Consider the following 20,054-nt stretch of genomic DNA (forward strand, 5'->3'; position numbering starts at 1 on the left):
CGGCAGCGCTGCCATGGCCTTGCGCAACACGGGAAAGTGCGCCACCGTGCCGGCCATGCCAACGTAGCTCGTACCCGCCGGGGTATCGACCTTGAAAATCTTGCTATTGACCTCGAAACGGTGACTCAGGCGCGTGTCCCCGAAGGTCACCAGGGTATCGGCTGCCATGGCCACCTGCCCTGCTTTCTTCACGACCACCAGAGTGGTCATGACCAGGACTTCTCAGGTGAAACGCTCCGACCAGGCGATCGCAACGAACGGCAATTCCGTTCAAATTCAGCCGCCTCTTGGGGCCGCAAGCTACATGAAGTGACAAGCGCCGGCGCCATATTCACAAAAGCACGCGGCGAAAATCTGCCAGGATCTGGCCCAGGAAGGCATTAAACCGGGCAGCGGCAGCGCCGTCGATCACACGGTGATCCCAGCTCAGCGAGAGCGGCTGCATCAGGCGCGGCTGGAAAGCCTTGCCATCCCAAACGGGCTCGATCCGACTTTTGCAGACCCCCAATATAGCCACCTCGGGCGCATTGATGATGGGTGTGAAATAACGCCCGCCAATGCCGCCAAGCGACGAAATGGTGAAGCATGCGCCCTGCATGTCGGCCGGACTGAGCTTGCCATCACGCGCCTTTTTGGCCAGTTCGCCCATCTCCTGCGAGATCTGCACGATGCCTTTCTTATCGGCATCCTTGATGACAGGCACCACCAGACCGTTGGGCGTGTCAGCGGCAAACGCGACGTTGAAATACTGCTTGAGCACCAACTGATCGCCGTCAAGCGAAGCGTTGAACTGGGGAAATTTCTTTAGTGCAGCCACCGATGCCTTGATCAGGAAAGCCAGCATCGTGATCTTGACACCTGACGTCTCGTTTTCCTTGTTCATCTGCACACGGAAGGCTTCCAGTGCGGTGATGTCGGCATCGTCATGGTTGCAGACGTGCGGAATCATCACCCAGTTTCGGTGCAGGTTGGCGCCGCTGATCTTCTTGATACGCGACATGTCCTGACGCTCGACCGGGCCAAACTTGGCGAAATCAACCTTTGGCCAAGGCAGCAAACCCAATGCCTCACCGCCGCCCGAGGCCGCCGGAGCAATGGCGGTCTGGGCTTTTGTCTGGGCGGCACCGGCCATCACCGCTTGGGTAAAGCTCTTCACGTCGGTTTCGGTAATCCGTCCCTTGGGGCCGCTCCCCTTGACTTCAGCCAGCGGCACGCCCAACTCGCGGGCAAATTTGCGTATTGAAGGAGAGGCGTGCGGCAAATTGCCTTGTGGCGCCGCGGGCTCATGAGCCGGCATCGCAGCAGGCGCTGACGCTGGAGTCACAGGCGCGGATGCTTCGGCGGCGGCGGGTGTCGAGGCAGCCGGTAACGATGCCACCGCAGAGGCTGCCTCTTTCTGCGCCGGAACACCAATGACCGCAGCGGAGCCTTCCAGGATGGCCAGCAAATCCCCGATATTGACGATGTCGCCCAACTTGACCTTAAGCTCCTTGAGTACACCGGCGTGGCTGGAGGGGATTTCCATGGAGGCCTTGTCGGACTCCACCGTGATCAGCGACTGCTCAGCCTTGATGGTGTCACCCGCCTTGACCAGCACCTCGATTACGGAGACGTCCTTGAAGTCGCCGATATCAGGCACGCGCACTTCAGTTGTGCCGCTGACGATGGCCGGGTTAATTGCCGCTGTGGGCGCTGACGCTGCTGGCTGAGTGGGGATTTGCCGGGCCGGTGCCGCTTGCGCAGGCGCTGCAGCAGGTGAGGCTGGTGCAGCGCCTGCGCTTTGCACTTCCAGCGTCAGCACCACCGAACCCTGTTTGACCTTGTCATCGAGCCTGACCTTAAGTTCCTTGACCACGCCTGCATGGCTGGAGGGAATTTCCATCGAAGCCTTGTCGGACTCCACGGTAATCAACGATTGCTCGGCCGCCACGGTATCACCCGGCTTAACCAGCAATTCAATCACCGTTACTTCATCGAAATCCCCAATGTCGGGGACTTGAATTTCTACCAATGCCATGTTGTTGTCTCCGATTGCTTCAGTCTTTGACGAGTGATACGTCGGCAACTTTGGCTACCGGGATTGCGCCCTCTTCACTCAGCGCCTTCAGGGCGGCAACAACGATGTAATGGCGGTTAACTTCAAAGTGCTCGCGCAGCTTGCTGCGGAAGTCGCTCCGGCCAAAACCATCGGTACCCAACACCTTGTATGTGCGACCCTTTGGAATAAAGGAGCGTATCTGCTCGGCAAATGCTTTCATGTAATCAGTCGAGGCCACCACAGGACCGGTGTGCTTTTCAAGTTGCTCGCCCACAAAGGACAGCCGGGGTGCCTCCGCCGGATGCAGCAGATTCCACCGCTCGGTGTTCTGGCCGTCGCGGGCAAGTTCATTGAAGCTTGGGCAGCTCCATACGTTGGCAGCGACACCCCACTCTTTCTCCAGCAATTCCTGCGCCGCAATGGATTCGCGCAAGATTGTTCCAGAACCCAGTAACTGCACTCTCGGCGTGAGTTTGGAGCCTTCCTTGCAAAGGTACATGCCCTTGATGATCTGCTCTTCGGTACCCGCCTTCAGGCCGGGCATGGCATAGTTTTCATTCAGCAGCGTAATGTAGAAGTACACGTTTTCCTGCTTTTCAACCATGCGTTTGAGGCCATGGTGCAGTATGACGCCGACTTCATGCGCAAAGGTTGGGTCATAGCTGACGCAGTTGGGGATCGTGCTCGCCATGATATGGCTGTGACCGTCTTCATGCTGCAAGCCTTCGCCATTCAGCGTGGTACGACCCGAAGTGCCGCCAAGCAGGAAACCGCGCGCCAGCATGTCGCCAGCTGCCCACGCCAGATCGCCGAAACGCTGAAAGCCGAACATCGAGTAATACACGTAGAACGGGATCATGATCCGGTTGTTCGTGCTGTAAGAGGTAGCCGCAGCAATCCAGCTGCACATGCCACCCGCCTCGTTGATGCCCTCCTGAAGTATCTGGCCTTTCTTGTCTTCTTTGTAGTACATCACCTGGTCTTTATCGACCGGGGTGTATTGCTGGCCAGCGGGGTTGTAGATGCCGATCTGGCGGAATAAACCCTCCATGCCAAAAGTGCGCGCTTCGTCAACAAGAATGGGAACCACGCGCGGGCCCAAGGCCTGGTCACGCAGCAACTGCGTGAGAAAACGCACGTAGGCTTGCGTGGTGGATATTTCACGGCCTTCGGCAGTGGGCTCGAGCACGGCCTTGAATGTTTCCAGGGAGGGTACTGTAAAGCTCTCGTCAGCCTTGGTCCGGCGCTCCGGCAGGTAACCTCCCAAGGCTTTGCGCCGCTCGTGCAGATACTTCATCTCCGGCGTGTCGTCAGCCGGCTTGTAAAACGGAATATCTGCCAGTTGACTGTCGGGAATCGGGATGTTGAAGCGGTCACGGAACAACTTGATGTCTTCGTCTCCAAGCTTCTTGGTCTGGTGAACATTGTTTTTTCCCTCGCCGATCTTGCCCATGCCAAAACCCTTTACGGTCTTGATCAGCAACACGCTAGGCTGGCCCTTGTGATTGACGGCGGAGTGAAACGCCGCATACACTTTTTCGGAATCATGGCCGCCGCGGCGCAGGTTCCAGATGTCGTCATCGCTCATCTTGGCGACCATCTCCAGCGTGCGCGGGTCGCGCCCAAAGAAATTTTTGCGCACGTAAGCACCGTCGTTGGCCTTGAAGGATTGATAGTCTCCGTCGTTGGTATCCATCATGATCTTGCGCAAAATTCCCTCCTTGTCCCGTGCAAGCAAAGAATCCCAGCTACTGCCCCAGAGCAGCTTGATCACGTTCCAGCCACTGCCACGGAACTCACTCTCCAGTTCCTGGATGATCTTGCCATTGCCGCGCACCGGGCCATCCAGCCGCTGCAAATTGCAGTTAATGACAAACACCAGATTGTCAAGGTTTTCTCGTGCCGCCAGACCGATCGCTCCCAAGGACTCCACCTCGTCCATTTCACCATCGCCGCAAAACACCCAGACCTTGCGATTTTCGGTATTGGCAATACCTCGGGCATGCAGGTACTTGAGGAAGCGCGCCTGGTAAATCGCCATAAGCGGCCCAAGGCCCATGGAAACTGTCGAGAATTGCCAGAATTCAGGCATCAGCTTTGGGTGCGGGTAGCTCGACAGGCCCTTGCCACCGACTTCCTGACGGAAGTTAAGCAACTGCTCTTCGGTCAGGCGACCTTCTAAATAAGCACGCGCATAAATTCCTGGGGAAGAGTGCCCTTGGATATAAAGGCAATCGCCACCGTGATTTTCACTTTCAGCATGCCAGAAATGATTGAAGCCAGCGCCAAACAGGCTGGCCAGCGAGGCAAAAGAGCCAATATGCCCACCCAGATCGCCTCCATCGGCCGGATGCAACCGATTGGCCTTGACCACCATGGCCATGGCATTCCATCGCATGTAGGAGCGCAGACGCTTTTCAATCTGGATGTTGCCTGGACAACGCTCCTGCTGGTCTGCCTCGATGGTGTTGACATAGCCGGTGTTTGCAGAAAAAGGCATGTCTATGCTTTTCTGGCGGGCATGCTCGAGCAGTTGCTCCAAAAGGAAGTGCGCGCGCTCGGGGCCTTCACTTTCAATCACAGCAGAGAGTGCATCCATCCACTCACGGGTTTCCTGGGAATCTTTATCCAGCACGTCGGCAACGGCGCTCAAATTGGGGGCATCGGTCTGGGTGGTCTCGTTTGGATTGGCAGCCATTTTTGTCTCCTGAGTAACACTAGTTAACCTGCGCCGAAGCTCTTTGAGCCAACACAGGTTGAAGTTGATGGGATGTTTTAAACGTAAATTAGATTTAAGTCTCCAGTTTCTCATAATTTTTTTTTAATTTCAAATTGTGCATTTGAATTTCACATCATAAAAAAAGCAGGGGAATAATGTTTGCTGCAGCGGACGAGATAAAAGGTCTGCGATCTTTTGCCGTCATGAACCTGAATGAATCAGGATGGGTGCGGGGCGGCGTCAGGCATCTCACTTAAACTTCATGTTGCTGCCTATGCCCCAACAACCACTTCCATCCGTCGCCGAAGTTACCGCGCCTTCTATACCGCTGGCCCTGTGGCGCCGCTGGTGGCGCAAACAGTCGCCCTCGAGGCAGGACCGTTTCATAACGCTGGGACCGCTCTTTGCCGTCGTGCTTTTACACGCCCCCGTGGTAGCGGCGTTTGGCTACCTGCGCAATGAAGAGATAGACCGGGAGCAGCCAGCGGTCACCCGCGATGTGGAATACGCCCAACAGCGGCTGCGCCTGCGCCTGCTGGAGCGCCAGGAGCAACTCATGCGCATTGGCCGGGACATCTCCAACAAGGAGATCGACACCGACGAATTCATCAGCCAGGCCGAATCGCTTGTCAACCAGTACCCGGAGCTGATGGCCGTGACCTGGGTGGACAGCAAACGGCGTGTCAAGGTGTCTTATGTCTCACCAAGCGCCAACGCCAGCCAGCTGCGCGCTGCAGGCGAGCAACTTAAGGTGGGTGAAACCGATGGCACCTTTGGCTTGGCGAAAGACCTGCGGCAACCGGTTTACTCTCGTCCGCTGATTGGCAAAGAAAACAATGGCTACAACGCGCCTACCCTGCAGCTGCAAGTGCCACTGGATGATCAGGGCAAATTTTCCGGCGTCATCATGGGTGAATATTCAATTGACGGGTTGCTGCGCTTTGGCGTGCCGACCGAGGTCACGGCCAAGTACGCGGTAGCCCTGATCGACGACAAACAGGTGCTGCTGGCCGGCAACCTGCCGCCCGTTCGCAAAGGGGCAGCCCGCCTTTTACCATGGGCCGAGGGGGCAGCCAAATACGAAATCCCGGTCTCGCCGGTGGGCAATGGCTTGCTGATACGGGCCGAGGGCTACCGCGCGTCTCTGGGCGTAGTGGGAAGCGGTTTCTTCTGGCTGGTCAGCGCACTGAGCGCCCTGACCGTCTGGATGCTTTTGGGCACCTGGCGCCACACCCGGCGCCGCGTACAGGCCCAGCAGGCATTGATTTCAGAAACCAACTTTCGCCGCGCGATGGAAAACTCCATGCTCACCGGCATGCGCGCACTGGACCTGCAGGGGCGGATCAGCTATGTCAACCCGGCTTTCTGCCAGATGACCGGCTTGAGCGAGAGCGAACTGGTAGGCAGCACTGCGCCCTTCCCCCACTGGCCCGAGTCCGAGTTCGAGACCCTGATGGCGCGGCTGGATGACGAGTTGCACGGAAGAACGCCACCGGGCGGCTTCGAGGTCCGGGTCAAACGCAGAAACGGCGAGATTTTTGATGCCCGCATGTATGTGTCGCCACTCATTGATCCGCGCGGCCAGCAAACCGGCTGGATGACTTCCATGACCGACATCACCGAGCCCAAACGTATTCGCGAGGAGCTGTCGGCCTCCTATGAACGCTTCACCACCGTGCTCGAAGGGCTGGACGCGGCCGTGTCCGTGGCACCGCTGGGCAGCGAGGAGCTGCTCTTTGCCAACAGGTTGTACCGGTCCTGGTTTGGCGCGGAAGTCTCGGGGCATGTGAAACTGATTGCCCAGGCGGGCGTTCCAGCCGTGGCACCTAACGAGGACGCGCTGGACGCAGTAGACAGTCTTGCTGGTTTCCCCACCGACACGCTGACCACCGCCCTAACCGCCAACGCCGAAATCTTTGTGCCCGAGCTGGCGAAATGGCTGGAAGTGCGTTCGCGTTACCTCACCTGGGTAGATGGCCGGCTGGCGCAGATGTTGATTGCCACCGATATCTCGCCACGGCGCCATGCTGAAGAGCAGGCGGCCCAGCAAAACGAGCGAGCCCAGACGGCCAGCCGCCTGATTACCATGGGCGAAATGGCTTCCAGCGTGGCCCACGAGCTGAACCAGCCGCTGACAGCGATCAACAACTACTGCAACGGCATGGTGTCACGCATCAAGGACCAGAAAATCAGTAACGAGGATCTGTTGATCGCGCTCGAAAAAACCGCCCGGCAGGCCTGGCGTGCTGGCCAGATCATCCAGCGCATCCGGTCATTCGTGAAGCGCAGCGAACCCAACCGCACATCGTCGGAAGTCGCCACGATTGTCAGCAACGCGATGGAACTGGCTGAAATTGAACTCAGGCGCCATCATGTGAGGTTGAGCCACTACATCGCGGCACGTTTACCCAAAATCATGGTCGATCCGATCCTCATCGAACAGGTACTTATCAACCTGATGAAAAATGCTGCCGAGTCGATTGCCCACGCGCAGCGCTCCACCGCCCAGCGCAGCGTTGAACTGCGCGTGGTGCCCAAAACCATCGACGAGCAGAACGTGGTCGAATTTTCCGTATCGGATACTGGACGCGGCCTGTCCCCCGAGGTCATGACCCGCCTGTTTGAAGCGTTCTATTCCACCAAGGTTGAAGGGATGGGAATCGGGCTGAAGCTTTGCCGCAGCATTGTTGAATCGCACCAGGGAAGACTGGAGGCGGTGAACCTCTACAATAGTGATGAAGTTGTCGGGTGCCGGTTTACCTTCTGGATTCCCGTAGCACCCCTGTTTTCAGCAGATGCGGCTGCTACCGATTACATAGTGACCAAGGATGCTGGCGCTCACTGAAAACTTTGCAAAAAGTTCACTGAAAAAAGTTTACGAAGAAAGTACCGCATGAGCTTGATTCCCAAAAAAGGTACGGTCTATGTCATTGACGACGACGAGGGCGTACGCGACTCCCTGCAATGGTTGCTTGAAGGCAAGGACTATCGGGTGCGCTGCTTTGACTCGGCAGAGACCTTTCTGAGCCGCTACGACGCACGCGAAGTGGCCTGCCTGATTGTCGATATTCGCATGGACGGCATGACCGGCCTGGAACTGCAGGATCGCCTGGTCGAGCGCAAGTCGCCCCTTCCCATCGTTTTCATTACCGGCCATGGCGATGTACCCATGGCCGTGGACACGATGAAAAAGGGGGCCATGGATTTCATACAGAAACCCTTCCAGGAGGAAGCGCTGCTCAGCTTGGTTGAGCGCATGCTGGAACAGGCCAAGGACGCCTTCAGCGACCACCAGCAATCCGCCAGCCGCGACGCCCTGCTCGCCAAGCTCACCTCGCGCGAAGCGCAGGTACTGGAGCGCATCGTTGCCGGCCGCCTGAACAAGCAGATCGCCGACGACCTGGGCATCAGCATTAAGACAGTGGAAGCGCACCGCGCCAACATCATGGAGAAGCTCAACGCCAACACGGTGGCTGATTTGCTCAAAATCGCCCTGGGCTCCAGCGCCCCGAAAGCCTGAGCCTTTAATTGCTATTTTTTTTATAGCTGCTTCTGCCCGTAGTCCCTGGACTAGCGGGCATTTTTACTTGAAAAGCCGAAAAATGACAGCCCAATTGATTGATGGCAACGTTTTGTCCAGGCAACTGCGTACCGAAGTTGCCCGGCGCGCCGCGGCCCTGCGCCAGCGCGGCGTCATTCCAGGCCTTGCCGTGATACTGGTTGGTGAAAATCCCGCCAGCCAGGTATACGTGCGCAACAAGGTCAAGGCCTGCGAAGACAGCGGCGTGCATTCGGTACTGGAGCGCTACCCGGCGACTTTGAGCGAAACCGATTTGCTGGCGCGCGTCGATGCCCTGAACAAAGACCCGGCGATTCACGGCATTTTGGTCCAGCTTCCGTTGCCGGCGCATATTGATGCGCAAAAAGTCATTGAAGCGATTTCGCCTGCCAAAGATGTGGACGGGTTCCACGTTGCCAGTGCCGGCGCACTGATGGTCGGCCAGCCCGGCTTTTGGCCCTGCACGCCATACGGCTGCATGAAGATGCTGGAAAGCATAGGCTACGACTTGCGCGGCAAACATGCCGTGGTCATCGGCCGCAGCAACATAGTCGGCAAGCCCATGGCACTGATGTTGCTGCAAAAAAATGCCACCGTGACCATTTGCCACAGCGCTACTTCGGACCTCAAGGCCATGACGCTGCAGGCCGACGTGATCGTGGCAGCGGTGGGCAAGCGCAAAGTGCTGACCGCCGACATGGTCAAGCCGGGCGCTGTCGTCATAGACGTCGGCATGAACCGCATCCCGGAAGGCGAGCCTGGCGAAGGCAAACTCTGCGGCGATGTGGATTTTGAGGGGGTAAAGGGAGTAGCTGGCTACATCACCCCCGTGCCTGGCGGTGTCGGTCCGATGACCATCACCATGCTGCTGGTGAACACGCTGGAAGCAGCTGAACGCAGCCACGCAATTTAAGCAACAGCGTCGAAATGCAGACGCGGGCGGAAAACCGGCTTCTGCCTAGCCCAAACCTTAATTATTTGCGCCAGAACGCGAAGCCAGCCGCCAAAGCGTGAAAGCAGCGCACAGCCATTGCCCCAGGTACATCGCGCTTCCCAAACCATGCCAGAACCTGAGGTCGCTGCCCAAAGTCCGGGCATTGACGATGCGAGGCGCAATGCCAAACTCGACAAGCAAGGCCAGCAACAGGCCGGCCACGACATACTTCATCGCTGAACTGAGATAGGGCGCAAGAACGGCATCATCCTTCTTGTTAAACACCATCAGAAGCAACATGGCACAGCCAGTGCCCAACCATGTTTGCGCGGTGAACAGTTTGGCTGCCATGGCACCTGCAGCCGAAGGGCTCCCCATATTCATGAACAGCATCGGCACGACGACAAAACCCAAACCGGTCAGGCTACCCCACCAGAGCGCGGCCAAAAAAAGGCCCAACCTTGCTCTCACGAGCGGTTTCTGCTTGTCTCAGGCACCGGATCAACCGGCGACCGCAGAACGACTCGAAGGACCACCAACTTGTCGGGGAAACAACGTAGTATTCGAAGCGAAAAGCTTGGCGGCAACATCTTCAGATGTAGCTTACGCTCACGATTTCATAGCGCTTGATGCCACCCGGCGCTTGCACTTCAGCGCTATCGCCCTCGTCCTTACCAATCAAAGCGCGGGCAATCGGCGACCCGATGTTGACTAGGCCCAACTTGATGTCAGCCTCATCCTCACCGACTATCTGGTAAGTCACACTGTCGCCAGTGGCTTCGTCTTCGAGTTTGACAGTCGAGCCAAACACGACACGGGTTCCGGCTTCGAAAGTGGATGGGTCAATGATCTGGGCTGCGGACAGCTTGCCTTCAACCTCCTGGATGCGGCCCTCAATAAAACCCTGGCGGTCTTTGGCGACTTCGTACTCGGCGTTTTCGCTCAAATCGCCCTGGGCGCGCGCTTCAGAAATTGCATTAATGACCCAAGGGCGCTGAACCGTTTTTAAGTTGTGCAATTCGGCCTTGAGCTTTTCTGCGCCGCGCTTGGTAATGGGAAGGGTTGTCATGTTTTTGTCCTGCAAATGCGAAGCCGCCACCAGTCACCTGGCGGCGGCCTATTAAATCGACGTAGACTTTAGTTTAATGCAAATCGGATGAACTGGACGAAGGGGTTTGACCCCCTCCTCAAGCCGCCTGCGAAGCCAGCTGGGTGTGCAGTTCCTGAATGGAATACACGCTCAGATTGTCCAGGTACTTCATGCCCTCCACCGCCGCTTCAGCACCGGCAATGGTCGTGAAGGTGGTGACGCGGGACAGCAACGCCGAGGTGCGGATCTGCCGCGAATCGGCAATCGCATTACGCCGCTCCTCGACGGTGTTGATGACCAGCGCGATCTCTTTGTTTTTGATCATGTCGACAACGTGCGGCCGGCCTTCAGTGACCTTGTTAACCACGCCGCAGCTTATACCGGCCGCGTTGATGGCCGCCGCCGTGCCTTTGGTGGCGACCAGATCAAACTTGAGCTCGGCCAACGCACGCGCCACTTCCACCGCCCGTGCCTTGTCGTTGTTCTTGACGGTCAGGAAAACTTTTCCGGACGTCGGCAGCTTGGTGCCTGCACCGATTTGGGATTTCACAAAGGCCTCGCCAAATGTCTTACCAACGCCCATCACTTCACCGGTAGACTTCATCTCGGGACCCAGGATCGTATCCACGCCAGGAAACTTGACGAAGGGGAAAACCGCTTCCTTGACACTGAAATAAGGCGGCGTCACTTCATTGACCACTCCTTGTGAAGCCAGCGACTGCCCGACCATGCAGCGCGCAGCGACCTTGGCGAGCTGCACACCGGTGGCTTTGCTCACGAAGGGCACGGTGCGGGAGGCACGCGGATTGACTTCCAGGACGTAGATGACGTCCAGACCGTCAATATGCTGAATGGCAAACTGCACATTCATCAACCCAACCACATTCAGTGCCTCGGCCATGGCGGCTGTCTGCCGTTTGATTTCCAGAACGGTATCAAGGCTCAGCGAATACGGCGGCAAGGAACAGGCCGAGTCGCCGCTGTGAACGCCCGCCTGCTCGATGTGCTCCATCACCCCGCCGATAAAGGTCTTGCCCTTTGAGTCCCGGATGCAGTCCACATCGCACTCGATGGCATCGTTCAAAAAGCGGTCCAGCAGCACGGGAGAGTCATTACTGACCTTGACTGCTTCGCGCATGTAGCGCTCCAGGTCGCGCTGCTCATGGACGATTTCCATGGCGCGGCCGCCCAGCACATAGCTGGGGCGCACCACCAGCGGATAACCCAGCGCGGCGGCTTTTTGGAGCGCTTCAGGCTCAGTGCGGGCTGTGGCATTGGGCGGCTGACGAAGCTTGAGCTCGTGCAGCAGTTTCTGGAAACGCTCGCGGTCTTCGGCCGCGTCAATCATGTCGGGCGAAGTGCCGATGATGGGAACGCCATTGGCTTCAAGATCCAGGGCCAGCTTCAGCGGTGTCTGGCCGCCATATTGCACGATCACCCCGAATGGCTTTTCCTTGTCGACAATTTCGAGCACGTCTTCGAGCGTCAGCGGCTCGAAGTAAAGGCGGTCGCTGGTGTCGTAGTCGGTGGAAACCGTTTCGGGGTTGCAGTTGACCATAATGGTCTCGTAGCCGTCTTCACGCATCGCCATGGCGGCGTGCACGCAACAGTAGTCGAACTCGATGCCCTGGCCGATGCGATTGGGGCCACCGCCCAGCACCATGATTTTTTTCTTGTCAGTCGGCGCCGCTTCGCATTCGCTGCCTTCGGCCTCGTAAGTCGAATACAGGTAGGCGGTATTGGTCTCGAACTCGGCCGCGCAGGTGTCGACGCGCTTGTAAACCGGGCGAACGCCCAGCGCGATGCGCCTTTCGCGAATCGCGGTGTCGGTGGTCTTGAGCTGCCGGGCCAGTCGCCGGTCGGAAAAACCTTTTTGCTTCAGTGCGCGCAGCGTGGCGGCGTCGATCTGGTCCAGTGACGTGGTTTCCAGTTCCAGCTCGATCTTGACGATCTGCTCGATCTGCACCAGGAACCAGCGGTCGATTTTCGTCAGTGCAAACACTTCATCGACGCTCAGGCCCATGGCGAACGCGTCGCCCACATACCAGATGCGGTCAGGGCCCGGCGCGCCGAGTTCCTTTTCCAGCACCTCGCGGTCCTGGGTCTTTTCGTTCATGCCGTCGACGCCCACTTCCAGACCGCGCAGGGCCTTCTGGAACGATTCCTGGAAGGTCCGGCCCATCGCCATGACTTCGCCGACCGACTTCATCTGCGTCGTCAGGCGCGAATCGGCAGTCGGAAATTTCTCAAACGCAAAACGTGGAATTTTGGTGACCACGTAGTCGATGCTGGGCTCGAAGCTGGCCGGCGTGGCGCCACCGGTGATCTCGTTTCGCAGCTCATCGAGCGTGTAGCCCACAGCAAGCTTGGCAGCCACCTTGGCGATCGGGAAACCCGTGGCTTTTGAGGCCAGCGCCGAGGAACGCGACACGCGCGGATTCATTTCGATCACAACCATGCGGCCGTCGTCCGGATTGATGGCGAACTGCACGTTGGAGCCGCCGGTATCGACGCCAATTTCGCGCAGCACCGCCAGGCTCGCATTGCGCAAAATCTGGTATTCCTTGTCGGACAGCGTCTGGGCCGGCGCTACGGTGATAGAGTCGCCGGTGTGCACACCCATCGGGTCCAGGTTTTCAATCGAACAGACGATGATGCAGTTGTCCGCCGTGTCGCGCACCACTTCCATCTCGTACTCTTTCCAGCCGAGCAGCGACTCTTCAATCAGCAGCTCGCTGGTCGGCGACGCTTCCAGACCACGCTTGCAGATTTCCTCGAATTCTTCCGGGTTGTAAGCAATGCCGCCACCCGTGCCGCCCAACGTGAAGCTGGGGCGGATCACGGTCGGGAAACCCAGCGTTTTTTGCACGATCCAGGCTTCGTCCATGTTGTGCGCGATACCTGACCGAGCCGAACCGAGGCCAATCTTGGTCATCGCGTCCTTGAACTTGAGCCGGTCCTCGGCCTTGTCAATGGCTTCGGGCTTGGCGCCGATCAGCTCGACGTTGTATTTGTCGAGCACGCCGTTGCGCCACAGATCGAGCGCGCAATTGAGCGCAGTTTGGCCGCCCATGGTCGGCAGGATCGCGTCCGGTCGCTCTTTGGCGATGATTTTCTCCACCGTCTGCCAGGTGATGGGCTCGATGTAGGTGACGTCGGCTGTTGCAGGGTCGGTCATGATGGTGGCCGGATTGCTGTTGATCAGGATGACCTTGTAGCCTTCCTCGCGCAGCGCCTTGCAGGCCTGCACACCGGAATAGTCGAATTCGCAGGCCTGGCCAATGATGATCGGGCCGGCGCCGATGATGAGGACTGATTTGATGTCTGTGCGCTTAGGCATTTTTCTTCTCCGCAGCCTGTTCCATCAACGCCGTGAAGCGATCGAACAAATATGAAATATCGTGGGGTCCGGGCGATGCTTCAGGGTGGCCCTGGAAACAGAACGCCGGCTTGTCGGTGCGTGCCAATCCTTGCAGCGTGCCGTCGAACAGGCTGATGTGGGTCGACCGCAGGTTGGCGGGCAACGTTTTTTCATCCACCGCAAAACCGTGGTTCTGGCTGGTGATGCTGACGCGGCCCGTGTCGAGGTCTTTCACCGGATGATTGGCGCCGTGGTGGCCGAACTTCATCTTGAAGGTTTTGGCGCCACCGGCCAGCGCCATGATCTGGTGGCCCAGGCAGATGCCGAAAGTCGGGATGCCGGTTTCTATCAGCTCGCGAACCGCTTCAATGGCGTAGTCGCAAGCCTGCGGATCGCCCGGGCCGTTGGCCAGGAAAATGCCGTCAGGCTGGAGCTTGAGCACATCTAGCGCAGAGGTTTGCGCCGGTACCACCGTGATCCGCGCACCGCGCTCGGCAATCATGCGCAAGATGTTTTTCTTGACTCCGAAGTCATAGGCGACCACATGGAATTTTGGCGTGATCTGCACACCGTAACCCGGCTTGCCATTGCTGTTCAGCAGCTTCCACTCGGTCTGGGTCCATTCGTAGGTCTGCCTTGTAGAGACTACCTTGGCCAGGTCCAGTCCATCCATGCTGGGCGCCGCTTTGGCCGTCGCAACGGCGTTGTCGATGGCCAACTGGCTGACGGCCTCGCCACGCGCCAGTGCCACGATGCAACCATTTTGAGCACCGTAAAGCCGCAGGTGACGCGTCAGCTGGCGGGTATCAACCCCTGCAATTGCGACGATATTTTCCTTGTCCAGATATTCGGCCAAGGTCATGGTCATGCGAAAGTTCGAGGCGATCAGCGGAAGGTCTTTGATGATCAGGCCAGCGGCATGAATCTTGCCGCTTTCGACGTCTTCGGCATTGATGCCGTAATTACCGATATGCGGGTATGTGAGGGTAACGATCTGCTGGCAATAGCTTGGGTCCGTGAGGATTTCCTGGTAGCCGGTCATGGCAGTGTTGAACACCACCTCGCCGATCGTGGAGCCAGCAGCTCCAATCGAATTGCCAACAAAGACCGTGCCGTCTGCGAGCGCCAGGATGGCGGGAGGGGAAATTCCCTTTAGAGACAAAAGCACTGGGTTCTCCGGTTGTTTACGGTTCGCCCAAGCGTGCACAAAAAACGTCTCTTTAGACTTTTGCAGGCTGCTTTTGTGAGGGGGTTTGGCTTTGTATGCGCTTGGGCGAAGCTGTGTTTTGAAAAGCCATCGATTATAGCTTGCTGAATATTGCCCCCACGCCTGTCGCTGCGTTTACTGCGTTGCTCTGCGAGGGCACTGACCTTCATTGACGCTGTCCGGCGCGGCGGTCGCGTCGACCTCCCGCTTTTTACCGGGCTGCGATCGGTTGCCGGGCCTGCGCGCTCGCATAGAGGCAGATGGCTGCTGCAGCGGCCACATTGAGTGACTCCTCGCCGCCGGGTTGCTCGATACAAACCTTCAAGTGCGCTCTGGCCATCAAATCGTCACTGACACCCTGCCCTTCATGACCCAGCGCCCAGGCGCACGGCATGGGAATGGCCTGCTGGTGCAACGAACTGCCCTCGTGCGAACTGGTGACAACAATCGGCACCGACAGCGCCGCCAGTGCCTCAGGCTCGACACCTTCGACCAGCCGCAGGGCAAAATGCGCGCCCATACCGGCGCGCAGCACCTTGGGCGACCACAGCGCGGCCGTTCCCTTGAGTGCTATGACCTGGCTGAATCCGAAGGCGGCGGCGCTGCGCAATATCGAGCCGACGTTCCCTGCATCCTGCACGCGGTCCAGAATGACTGACGCTGCATCTGCTTGTAGCTGGGCTGCAGGGGGAAGTTCCAGTACAAAGCCCATTCCTGCAGGCGATTCCAGGCCGCTAATCTCGGGCAGCAACGCGTCGGCAATCACTATGTTTTTTATAGCAGAAAGTGCCCATTCTTGCTGGACATGAGGCCAAAAAGACGCCGAAAACACGGCCAGCAACGGTTTCAGGCCGCGTGCCAGCGCCGCACGGCACAAATGATCACCCTCCAGCCAGACCCGCGCCTGCTTGCGGTAAGCGGTGTTGTCTTGCGAAAGCTTGCGCAATTCCTTGATGAGGGCGTTGTCGCGCGAAGTGATATGGGTGACAGGCACGGAAAACCCGCCGCTCATCGCAAAACCTCCGCAACCGGCGCAAAAGAACGCCGATGCTGCGGGCAGGCGCCGTGTTCACGCAAGGCAGCCAAGTGCTTTGCCGTGCCGTAACCCTTGTGTCCGGCAAAACCGTATTGCGGGTATTCGAGGTGAAACTCGGCGCACCAGCGATCACGGTACACCTTGGCCAGAATCGAAGCGGCCGAAATGGCTGGCACCAGCGCATCCCCCTTGACGATCGCCTCAGCAACCATCACCAGCGTTGGCAATCGGTTGCCGTCGACCAGCACCTTGTTGGGCTTAAGCCGCAGGCCCTCAACCGCCCGTTTCATGGCCAGCAGGGTGGCCTGTAAGATATTCAGCGCATCGATTTCTTCGACCGTTGCCAGCGCGATAGAGCAGCACAACGCCTTGGCCTGAATCTCGTCGTAAAGCTTTTCGCGCCGCAAGGCAGAGAGTTTTTTGGAGTCAGCCAGCCCCTTGATGGGATTCAAGTCATCGAGAATGACCGCCGCCGCCACCACCGGCCCAGCCAGCGGCCCCCTTCCGGCCTCGTCGACACCGGCCATCAACCCGGAAGTTTCCCAGGAAAAAACCGTTTGCTCAAGTTTCAAGAATTTTCTGGATTGCATCGGCGGCCAGTCGGGAAGTGTCTCGCTGCAGATCTTCATGCAGCTGGGTAAAGCGTTGTTGGACGGCCACAATTTTGTCAGCTGCCGCAGATTTTGCCTCAATCCATTGCAGCAATGCCTGCGCCAGCGCTCGGGGTGTCGCCGCCTCCTGCAGCAACTCTGGAACGACAAAATCCTGGCAAAGAATGTTGGGCAGGCCAACCCAGGGCTGTAACTGCTTGCGCCGCATGATCTGCCACGACGGCCAGTTCATGTTGTAGGCAATCACCATTGGCCGCTTGAACAAGGCGGCCTCCAGGGTGGCGGTGCCGCTGGCGATCAGCGTGACATCACAGGCAGCCAGCACGGTATGCGACTGGCCTGCCACAATCTGCACAGCAGAGCGGATGCCAGCTTCTTCGGCCAGCCGCTCGATCAGGCTTTTCAGCGCAGGAATCGCGGGAACTATGAATTGAATAGCTGGGTGTTCCCGTTTTACGATGGCTGCAGCCTGAAAGAACCGCATAGCCAGATATCGGATTTCCGACTTCCGGCTGCCTGGCAAAATGGCGACCACCGTGTCTTCGTCGGACAAACCCAGCACGCGCCTAGCCGCTTGGCGATCGGGGTGCAGTGGGATGACATTGGCCAGCGGATGGCCTACATAAGTCGCGGCAATACCGTGCGCAGACAGCAAGGCTGGTTCAAACGGGAAAATGCACAGCACATGGTCCACGCTGTGCTTGATTTTCTCGATGCGGTCGGCCCGCCAGGCCCAGATGGACGGACAGACAAATTGAACTGTTTTGATACCTTCGGCCTTAAGCGCCGCCTCAAGACCCAGATTGAAATCAGGCGCATCGACGCCGATGAAAACATCGGGGCGCTGGCCAGGCCCATTTAAGAGCCGCTTTTTCAATTGGTTGCGGATGGCGAGGATTTCATGGTAGCGGCGCAGCACATCCAGACCGAATCCGTGCACAGCCAGTTTGTCGCTCGGCCACCAGGCCTGAAAACCGCGGCTCGCCATGTGCGCGCCGCCGATGCCGCGAGGCGCCAAGTCTGGCCAGCGCGCTTTGAGGCCGTCGAGCAACAGGCCCGCCAGCAGATCGCCCGAGGTTTCGCCGGCGACCATGGCGATGTCTGGCGCCACCTGACCACGAAGGCGCAAAGCAGTTGGTGCTGCCTGCATCGCCGTCCTAGCGAACAATACCGCGCTGCGGCGAAGCGTGCTGTAAAAATGAAAGCATCATCTGCACGTCGGGCTCCGACTGCGGATGCTTTTGTGTCAATTCAGCGATTCGCAGCTTGGCCTGCTCCAGCGTCAGATTGTCGCGGTAAAGCGCCTTGTGCATGGCCTTGACGCCCGCAATCCGATCGACCGAAAAACCGCGCCGGCGCAGGCCTTCAAAATTCATCGACCGCGCTCCGGCCGGCTGACCCTGGCACATCACAAAAGGTGGCAGATCGGCCAGCAATACCGAAGAAACAGCGGTGAAACTGTGCGCGCCCACGCGCACAAACTGATGCACACCGGTAAAGCCGCCCAGGATCACCCAGTCGCCAATCTGCACATGGCCGCCCAATGTCGTGTTGTTGGCAAAAATCGTGTTGTCGCCCACCACGCAGTCATGCGCGATATGCACGTAGGCCATGATCCAGTTGTCATTGCCCAGGCGCGTCATGCCCTGGTCTCCGGGGGAGCCGATGTTAAAGGTGCAAAACTCGCGGATGGTGTTGCGGTCGCCGATCACCAATTCACAGGGTTCCCCAGCGTATTTTTTGTCCTGGGGAATGGCGCCAAGCGAGTTGAACTGGAAAATCCGGTTGTCACGGCCGATTGTGGTGTGGCCTTCAATCACGCAGTGCGCACCAATGGTTGTGCCAGCTGCTATCCTGACATCCGGGCCGATCACCGTAAAAGGGCCCACGCTGACCGAACTGTCGAGTTGGGCAAAAGAATCGACAAGCGCGGTCGGATGGATGCCTGACAATGCAACTGACGAAGTCATGGCAACACTCAACCAACCCTGCGCATAGTGCACATCAGTTCGGCTTCGCAAGCAATCTGCTCGCCGACCCTGGTGACACCCTTGAACTTGAAAATACCCGCCTTCATACGCAGCAGCGACACATCCATGATCATCTGATCACCAGGCTCGACGGGTCGCTTGAAACGCGCACCGTCGATGCCGGCAAAGTAGTAAACGGTTTTGTCATCGGGCGTCACGTCCATCGTGCAGAAGGACAGCAAAGCCGCAGCCTGCGCCATGGCTTCGAGCATCAGGACGCCCGGCATCACGGGGCGATGCGGGAAATGACCCATAAAAAAGGGCTCGTTGATCGTGACGTTTTTAAGAGCCTTGATACATTTTCCAGGCTCGATCTCAAGCACCCGATCAACCAGCAAAATCGGATAGCGATGCGGTAACAACTTGAGAATCTGGTGAATATCCATCATGATTTTTCTTCTGGGCTGGCCTGCAACTGCAGGAGGGATTTTTCAGTATGTTTGAGTCGTTCACGCAAGGCGTAAAGTTGCTTGAGCGTGGCCGCGTTTTTTTCCCAGGCGGCATTGTCGTCGATGGGGAAGAGGCCGGTGTAGTGGCCGGGCTTCAAAATGGATCGGGTAACGATGGAAGCAGCTGACACATGCACGCCATCGGCCAGATGCAGATGGCCCAGAACGATGGCGCCGCCACCGACGGTGCAATGCGCGCCTATCGTTGCGCTACCTGCCACGCCCGCGCAGCCCGCCATCGCGGTATGCTTTCCAACGCGCACGTTGTGACCAATCTGCACCAGGTTATCGAGCTTGACGCCATCTTCCAGCACCGTGTCCTGCAACGCACCCCGGTCAATGCAGGTGTTGGCGCCAATCTCCACGTCATCACCTATCCGGACGGCACCAAGCTGCTCAATCTTGACCCACCGTCCGCCGTTCGGAGCGAAGCCAAAACCGTCAGCACCAACGACCGCGCCCGGATGAAGGATGCAACGCTCGCCGATGCTGCAGCCATCGGCGACGGTGACGCGCGCAGACAGGCGGCTTGCCGCACCAATGACGGCATTGCGTCCGATAACACAATGCGCCGCGATGCGCGCGCCCTCGCCAATCACGGCGCCCTCCGCGATGCAGACAAATGCCCCGATAGCGACGCCGGACCCCAGCGTGGCACCAGGATCAATCAACGCGCTGGGATGGATGTGCGCTTCCGAATCCGGGAAATGCTGACGTTTCCAGAATTGCGTCACCAACGCAAAGTAATAATAGGGGTCGTCCACAACAATGCAGGCGCCACGGTTCACGGCGGCTTCTCGCGCAGAAGGCGCGACCACCACGCAACCCGCAGCAGACTGCGCAAGCTGGCTGAGATATTTCGGATTGCTGAGAAATGTCAGGTCGTGGGGGCCGGATGCCTCCAGGGTGGACAGATGCTCAATCTCCAGTTCCGGGTCGCCCACCAATTCAGCAGGGGCCTTGCCCGCCAGGGATTGAACAATAGCGGCTAGACGGAGCGTCACACTGCGCCCGCCATTT

General features: G+C 58.3%; 15 protein-coding genes and 1 pseudogene. 3 read left to right on the forward strand and 13 right to left on the reverse strand.

What is annotated here, in order from left to right; genetic code table 11:
* The 3 genes and pseudogenes from HHJ19_RS01725 to aceE all read right to left on the reverse strand — a co-directional run.
* A pseudogene (locus HHJ19_RS01725) lies at positions 1–210 on the reverse strand (MFS transporter); the annotation flags it as partial.
* A 121-nt stretch (positions 211–331) separates the two neighbouring features.
* Positions 332–2,017: a dihydrolipoyllysine-residue acetyltransferase gene (gene aceF / locus HHJ19_RS01730; protein WP_296903538.1), complete on the reverse strand. Its 1,686-nt coding sequence runs from the start codon at positions 2,015–2,017 to the stop codon at positions 332–334.
* A gap of 19 nt (positions 2,018–2,036) precedes the next feature.
* Positions 2,037–4,736: a pyruvate dehydrogenase (acetyl-transferring), homodimeric type gene (aceE, locus tag HHJ19_RS01735; RefSeq protein ID WP_296903540.1), complete on the reverse strand. Its 2,700-nt coding sequence runs from the start codon at positions 4,734–4,736 to the stop codon at positions 2,037–2,039.
* Positions 4,737–5,031: 295 nt separating this feature from the next.
* Here aceE and HHJ19_RS01740 point away from each other — a divergent pair, with 295 nt between their 5' ends.
* The 3 genes from HHJ19_RS01740 to folD all read left to right on the forward strand — a co-directional run bounded on the left by HHJ19_RS01740 (position 5,032) and on the right by folD (position 9,229).
* The gene (locus HHJ19_RS01740) at positions 5,032–7,602 is read left to right on the forward strand and encodes a PAS domain-containing sensor histidine kinase (protein WP_296903542.1); all 2,571 of its coding nucleotides are present in this window, start codon (positions 5,032–5,034) and stop codon (positions 7,600–7,602) included.
* A 48-nt stretch (positions 7,603–7,650) separates the two neighbouring features.
* Complete coding sequence (locus HHJ19_RS01745) at positions 7,651–8,277, forward strand: response regulator transcription factor (RefSeq protein ID WP_296903544.1); 627 nt, start codon at positions 7,651–7,653, stop codon at positions 8,275–8,277.
* Between the two features lie 82 nt (positions 8,278–8,359).
* Positions 8,360–9,229, forward strand: coding sequence for a bifunctional methylenetetrahydrofolate dehydrogenase/methenyltetrahydrofolate cyclohydrolase FolD (gene folD / locus HHJ19_RS01750; protein WP_296903546.1), 870 nt, complete (start codon positions 8,360–8,362; stop codon positions 9,227–9,229).
* 57 nt (positions 9,230–9,286) lie between these two features.
* Here the strand turns inward: folD and HHJ19_RS01755 are convergent, their stop codons facing one another.
* The 10 genes from HHJ19_RS01755 to lpxD form a co-directional block, all read right to left on the reverse strand.
* Positions 9,287–9,721 carry a DUF4149 domain-containing protein gene (locus tag HHJ19_RS01755; protein ID WP_296903548.1) on the reverse strand — a complete coding sequence of 145 codons (435 nt, stop codon included), beginning with the start codon at positions 9,719–9,721 and terminating at the stop codon, positions 9,287–9,289.
* Positions 9,722–9,842: 121 nt separating this feature from the next.
* Positions 9,843–10,319: a transcription elongation factor GreA gene (gene greA / locus HHJ19_RS01760; protein ID WP_296903549.1), complete on the reverse strand. Its 477-nt coding sequence runs from the start codon at positions 10,317–10,319 to the stop codon at positions 9,843–9,845.
* 118 nt (positions 10,320–10,437) lie between these two features.
* Positions 10,438–13,680 carry a carbamoyl-phosphate synthase large subunit gene (carB, locus tag HHJ19_RS01765; RefSeq protein ID WP_296903550.1) on the reverse strand — a complete coding sequence of 1,081 codons (3,243 nt, stop codon included), beginning with the start codon at positions 13,678–13,680 and terminating at the stop codon, positions 10,438–10,440.
* On the reverse strand, positions 13,673–14,869 hold the full coding sequence (gene carA / locus HHJ19_RS01770) for a glutamine-hydrolyzing carbamoyl-phosphate synthase small subunit (RefSeq protein WP_296903552.1): 1,197 nt from the start codon (positions 14,867–14,869) through the stop codon (positions 13,673–13,675). The genes carB and carA overlap by 8 nt, the downstream gene beginning before the upstream one ends.
* A gap of 250 nt (positions 14,870–15,119) precedes the next feature.
* Positions 15,120–15,920 (reverse strand): RNA methyltransferase, encoded by an 801-nt coding sequence (locus HHJ19_RS01775; RefSeq protein WP_296903554.1) that lies wholly within the window; start codon positions 15,918–15,920, stop codon positions 15,120–15,122.
* Positions 15,917–16,534, reverse strand: a complete 618-nt coding sequence (gene rnhB / locus HHJ19_RS01780; protein WP_296903556.1) for a ribonuclease HII — start codon at positions 16,532–16,534, stop codon at positions 15,917–15,919. The genes HHJ19_RS01775 and rnhB overlap by 4 nt, the downstream gene beginning before the upstream one ends.
* Positions 16,506–17,705, reverse strand: coding sequence for a lipid-A-disaccharide synthase (lpxB, locus tag HHJ19_RS01785; protein WP_296903557.1), 1,200 nt, complete (start codon positions 17,703–17,705; stop codon positions 16,506–16,508). Before lpxB ends, rnhB begins: the two co-directional genes overlap by 29 nt.
* Before the next feature lie 7 nt (positions 17,706–17,712).
* Complete coding sequence (gene lpxA / locus HHJ19_RS01790; protein WP_296903562.1) at positions 17,713–18,525, reverse strand: acyl-ACP--UDP-N-acetylglucosamine O-acyltransferase; 813 nt, start codon at positions 18,523–18,525, stop codon at positions 17,713–17,715.
* 8 nt (positions 18,526–18,533) lie between these two features.
* Complete coding sequence (fabZ, locus tag HHJ19_RS01795) at positions 18,534–18,974, reverse strand: 3-hydroxyacyl-ACP dehydratase FabZ (protein ID WP_296903564.1); 441 nt, start codon at positions 18,972–18,974, stop codon at positions 18,534–18,536.
* Positions 18,971–20,038 carry a UDP-3-O-(3-hydroxymyristoyl)glucosamine N-acyltransferase gene (lpxD, locus tag HHJ19_RS01800; protein WP_296903565.1) on the reverse strand — a complete coding sequence of 356 codons (1,068 nt, stop codon included), beginning with the start codon at positions 20,036–20,038 and terminating at the stop codon, positions 18,971–18,973. The genes fabZ and lpxD overlap by 4 nt, the downstream gene beginning before the upstream one ends.
* Positions 20,039–20,054: the final 16 nt, after the last annotated feature.

Origin of the sequence: Polaromonas sp. (assembly GCF_012927415.1) — a bacterium.
In the GTDB taxonomy this organism is placed as follows: domain Bacteria; phylum Pseudomonadota; class Gammaproteobacteria; order Burkholderiales; family Burkholderiaceae_C; genus Polaromonas.

What these genes read in the sequence shown, in the direction of transcription:
- aceF (WP_296903538.1), bottom strand. Translation starts at nt 2,017, where the DNA reads ATGGCATTGGTAGAAATTCAAGTCCCCGACATTGGGGATTTCGATGAA.
- aceE (WP_296903540.1), bottom strand. Translation starts at nt 4,736, where the DNA reads ATGGCTGCCAATCCAAACGAGACCACCCAGACCGATGCCCCCAATTTG.
- HHJ19_RS01740 (WP_296903542.1), top strand. Translation starts at nt 5,032, where the DNA reads ATGCCCCAACAACCACTTCCATCCGTCGCCGAAGTTACCGCGCCTTCT.
- HHJ19_RS01745 (WP_296903544.1), top strand. Translation starts at nt 7,651, where the DNA reads ATGAGCTTGATTCCCAAAAAAGGTACGGTCTATGTCATTGACGACGAC.
- folD (WP_296903546.1), top strand. Translation starts at nt 8,360, where the DNA reads ATGACAGCCCAATTGATTGATGGCAACGTTTTGTCCAGGCAACTGCGT.
- greA (WP_296903549.1), bottom strand. Translation starts at nt 10,319, where the DNA reads ATGACAACCCTTCCCATTACCAAGCGCGGCGCAGAAAAGCTCAAGGCC.
- carB (WP_296903550.1), bottom strand. Translation starts at nt 13,680, where the DNA reads ATGCCTAAGCGCACAGACATCAAATCAGTCCTCATCATCGGCGCCGGC.
- HHJ19_RS01775 (WP_296903554.1), bottom strand. Translation starts at nt 15,920, where the DNA reads ATGAGCGGCGGGTTTTCCGTGCCTGTCACCCATATCACTTCGCGCGAC.
- rnhB (WP_296903556.1), bottom strand. Translation starts at nt 16,534, where the DNA reads ATGCAATCCAGAAAATTCTTGAAACTTGAGCAAACGGTTTTTTCCTGG.
- lpxB (WP_296903557.1), bottom strand. Translation starts at nt 17,705, where the DNA reads ATGCAGGCAGCACCAACTGCTTTGCGCCTTCGTGGTCAGGTGGCGCCA.
- lpxA (WP_296903562.1), bottom strand. Translation starts at nt 18,525, where the DNA reads ATGACTTCGTCAGTTGCATTGTCAGGCATCCATCCGACCGCGCTTGTC.
- fabZ (WP_296903564.1), bottom strand. Translation starts at nt 18,974, where the DNA reads ATGATGGATATTCACCAGATTCTCAAGTTGTTACCGCATCGCTATCCG.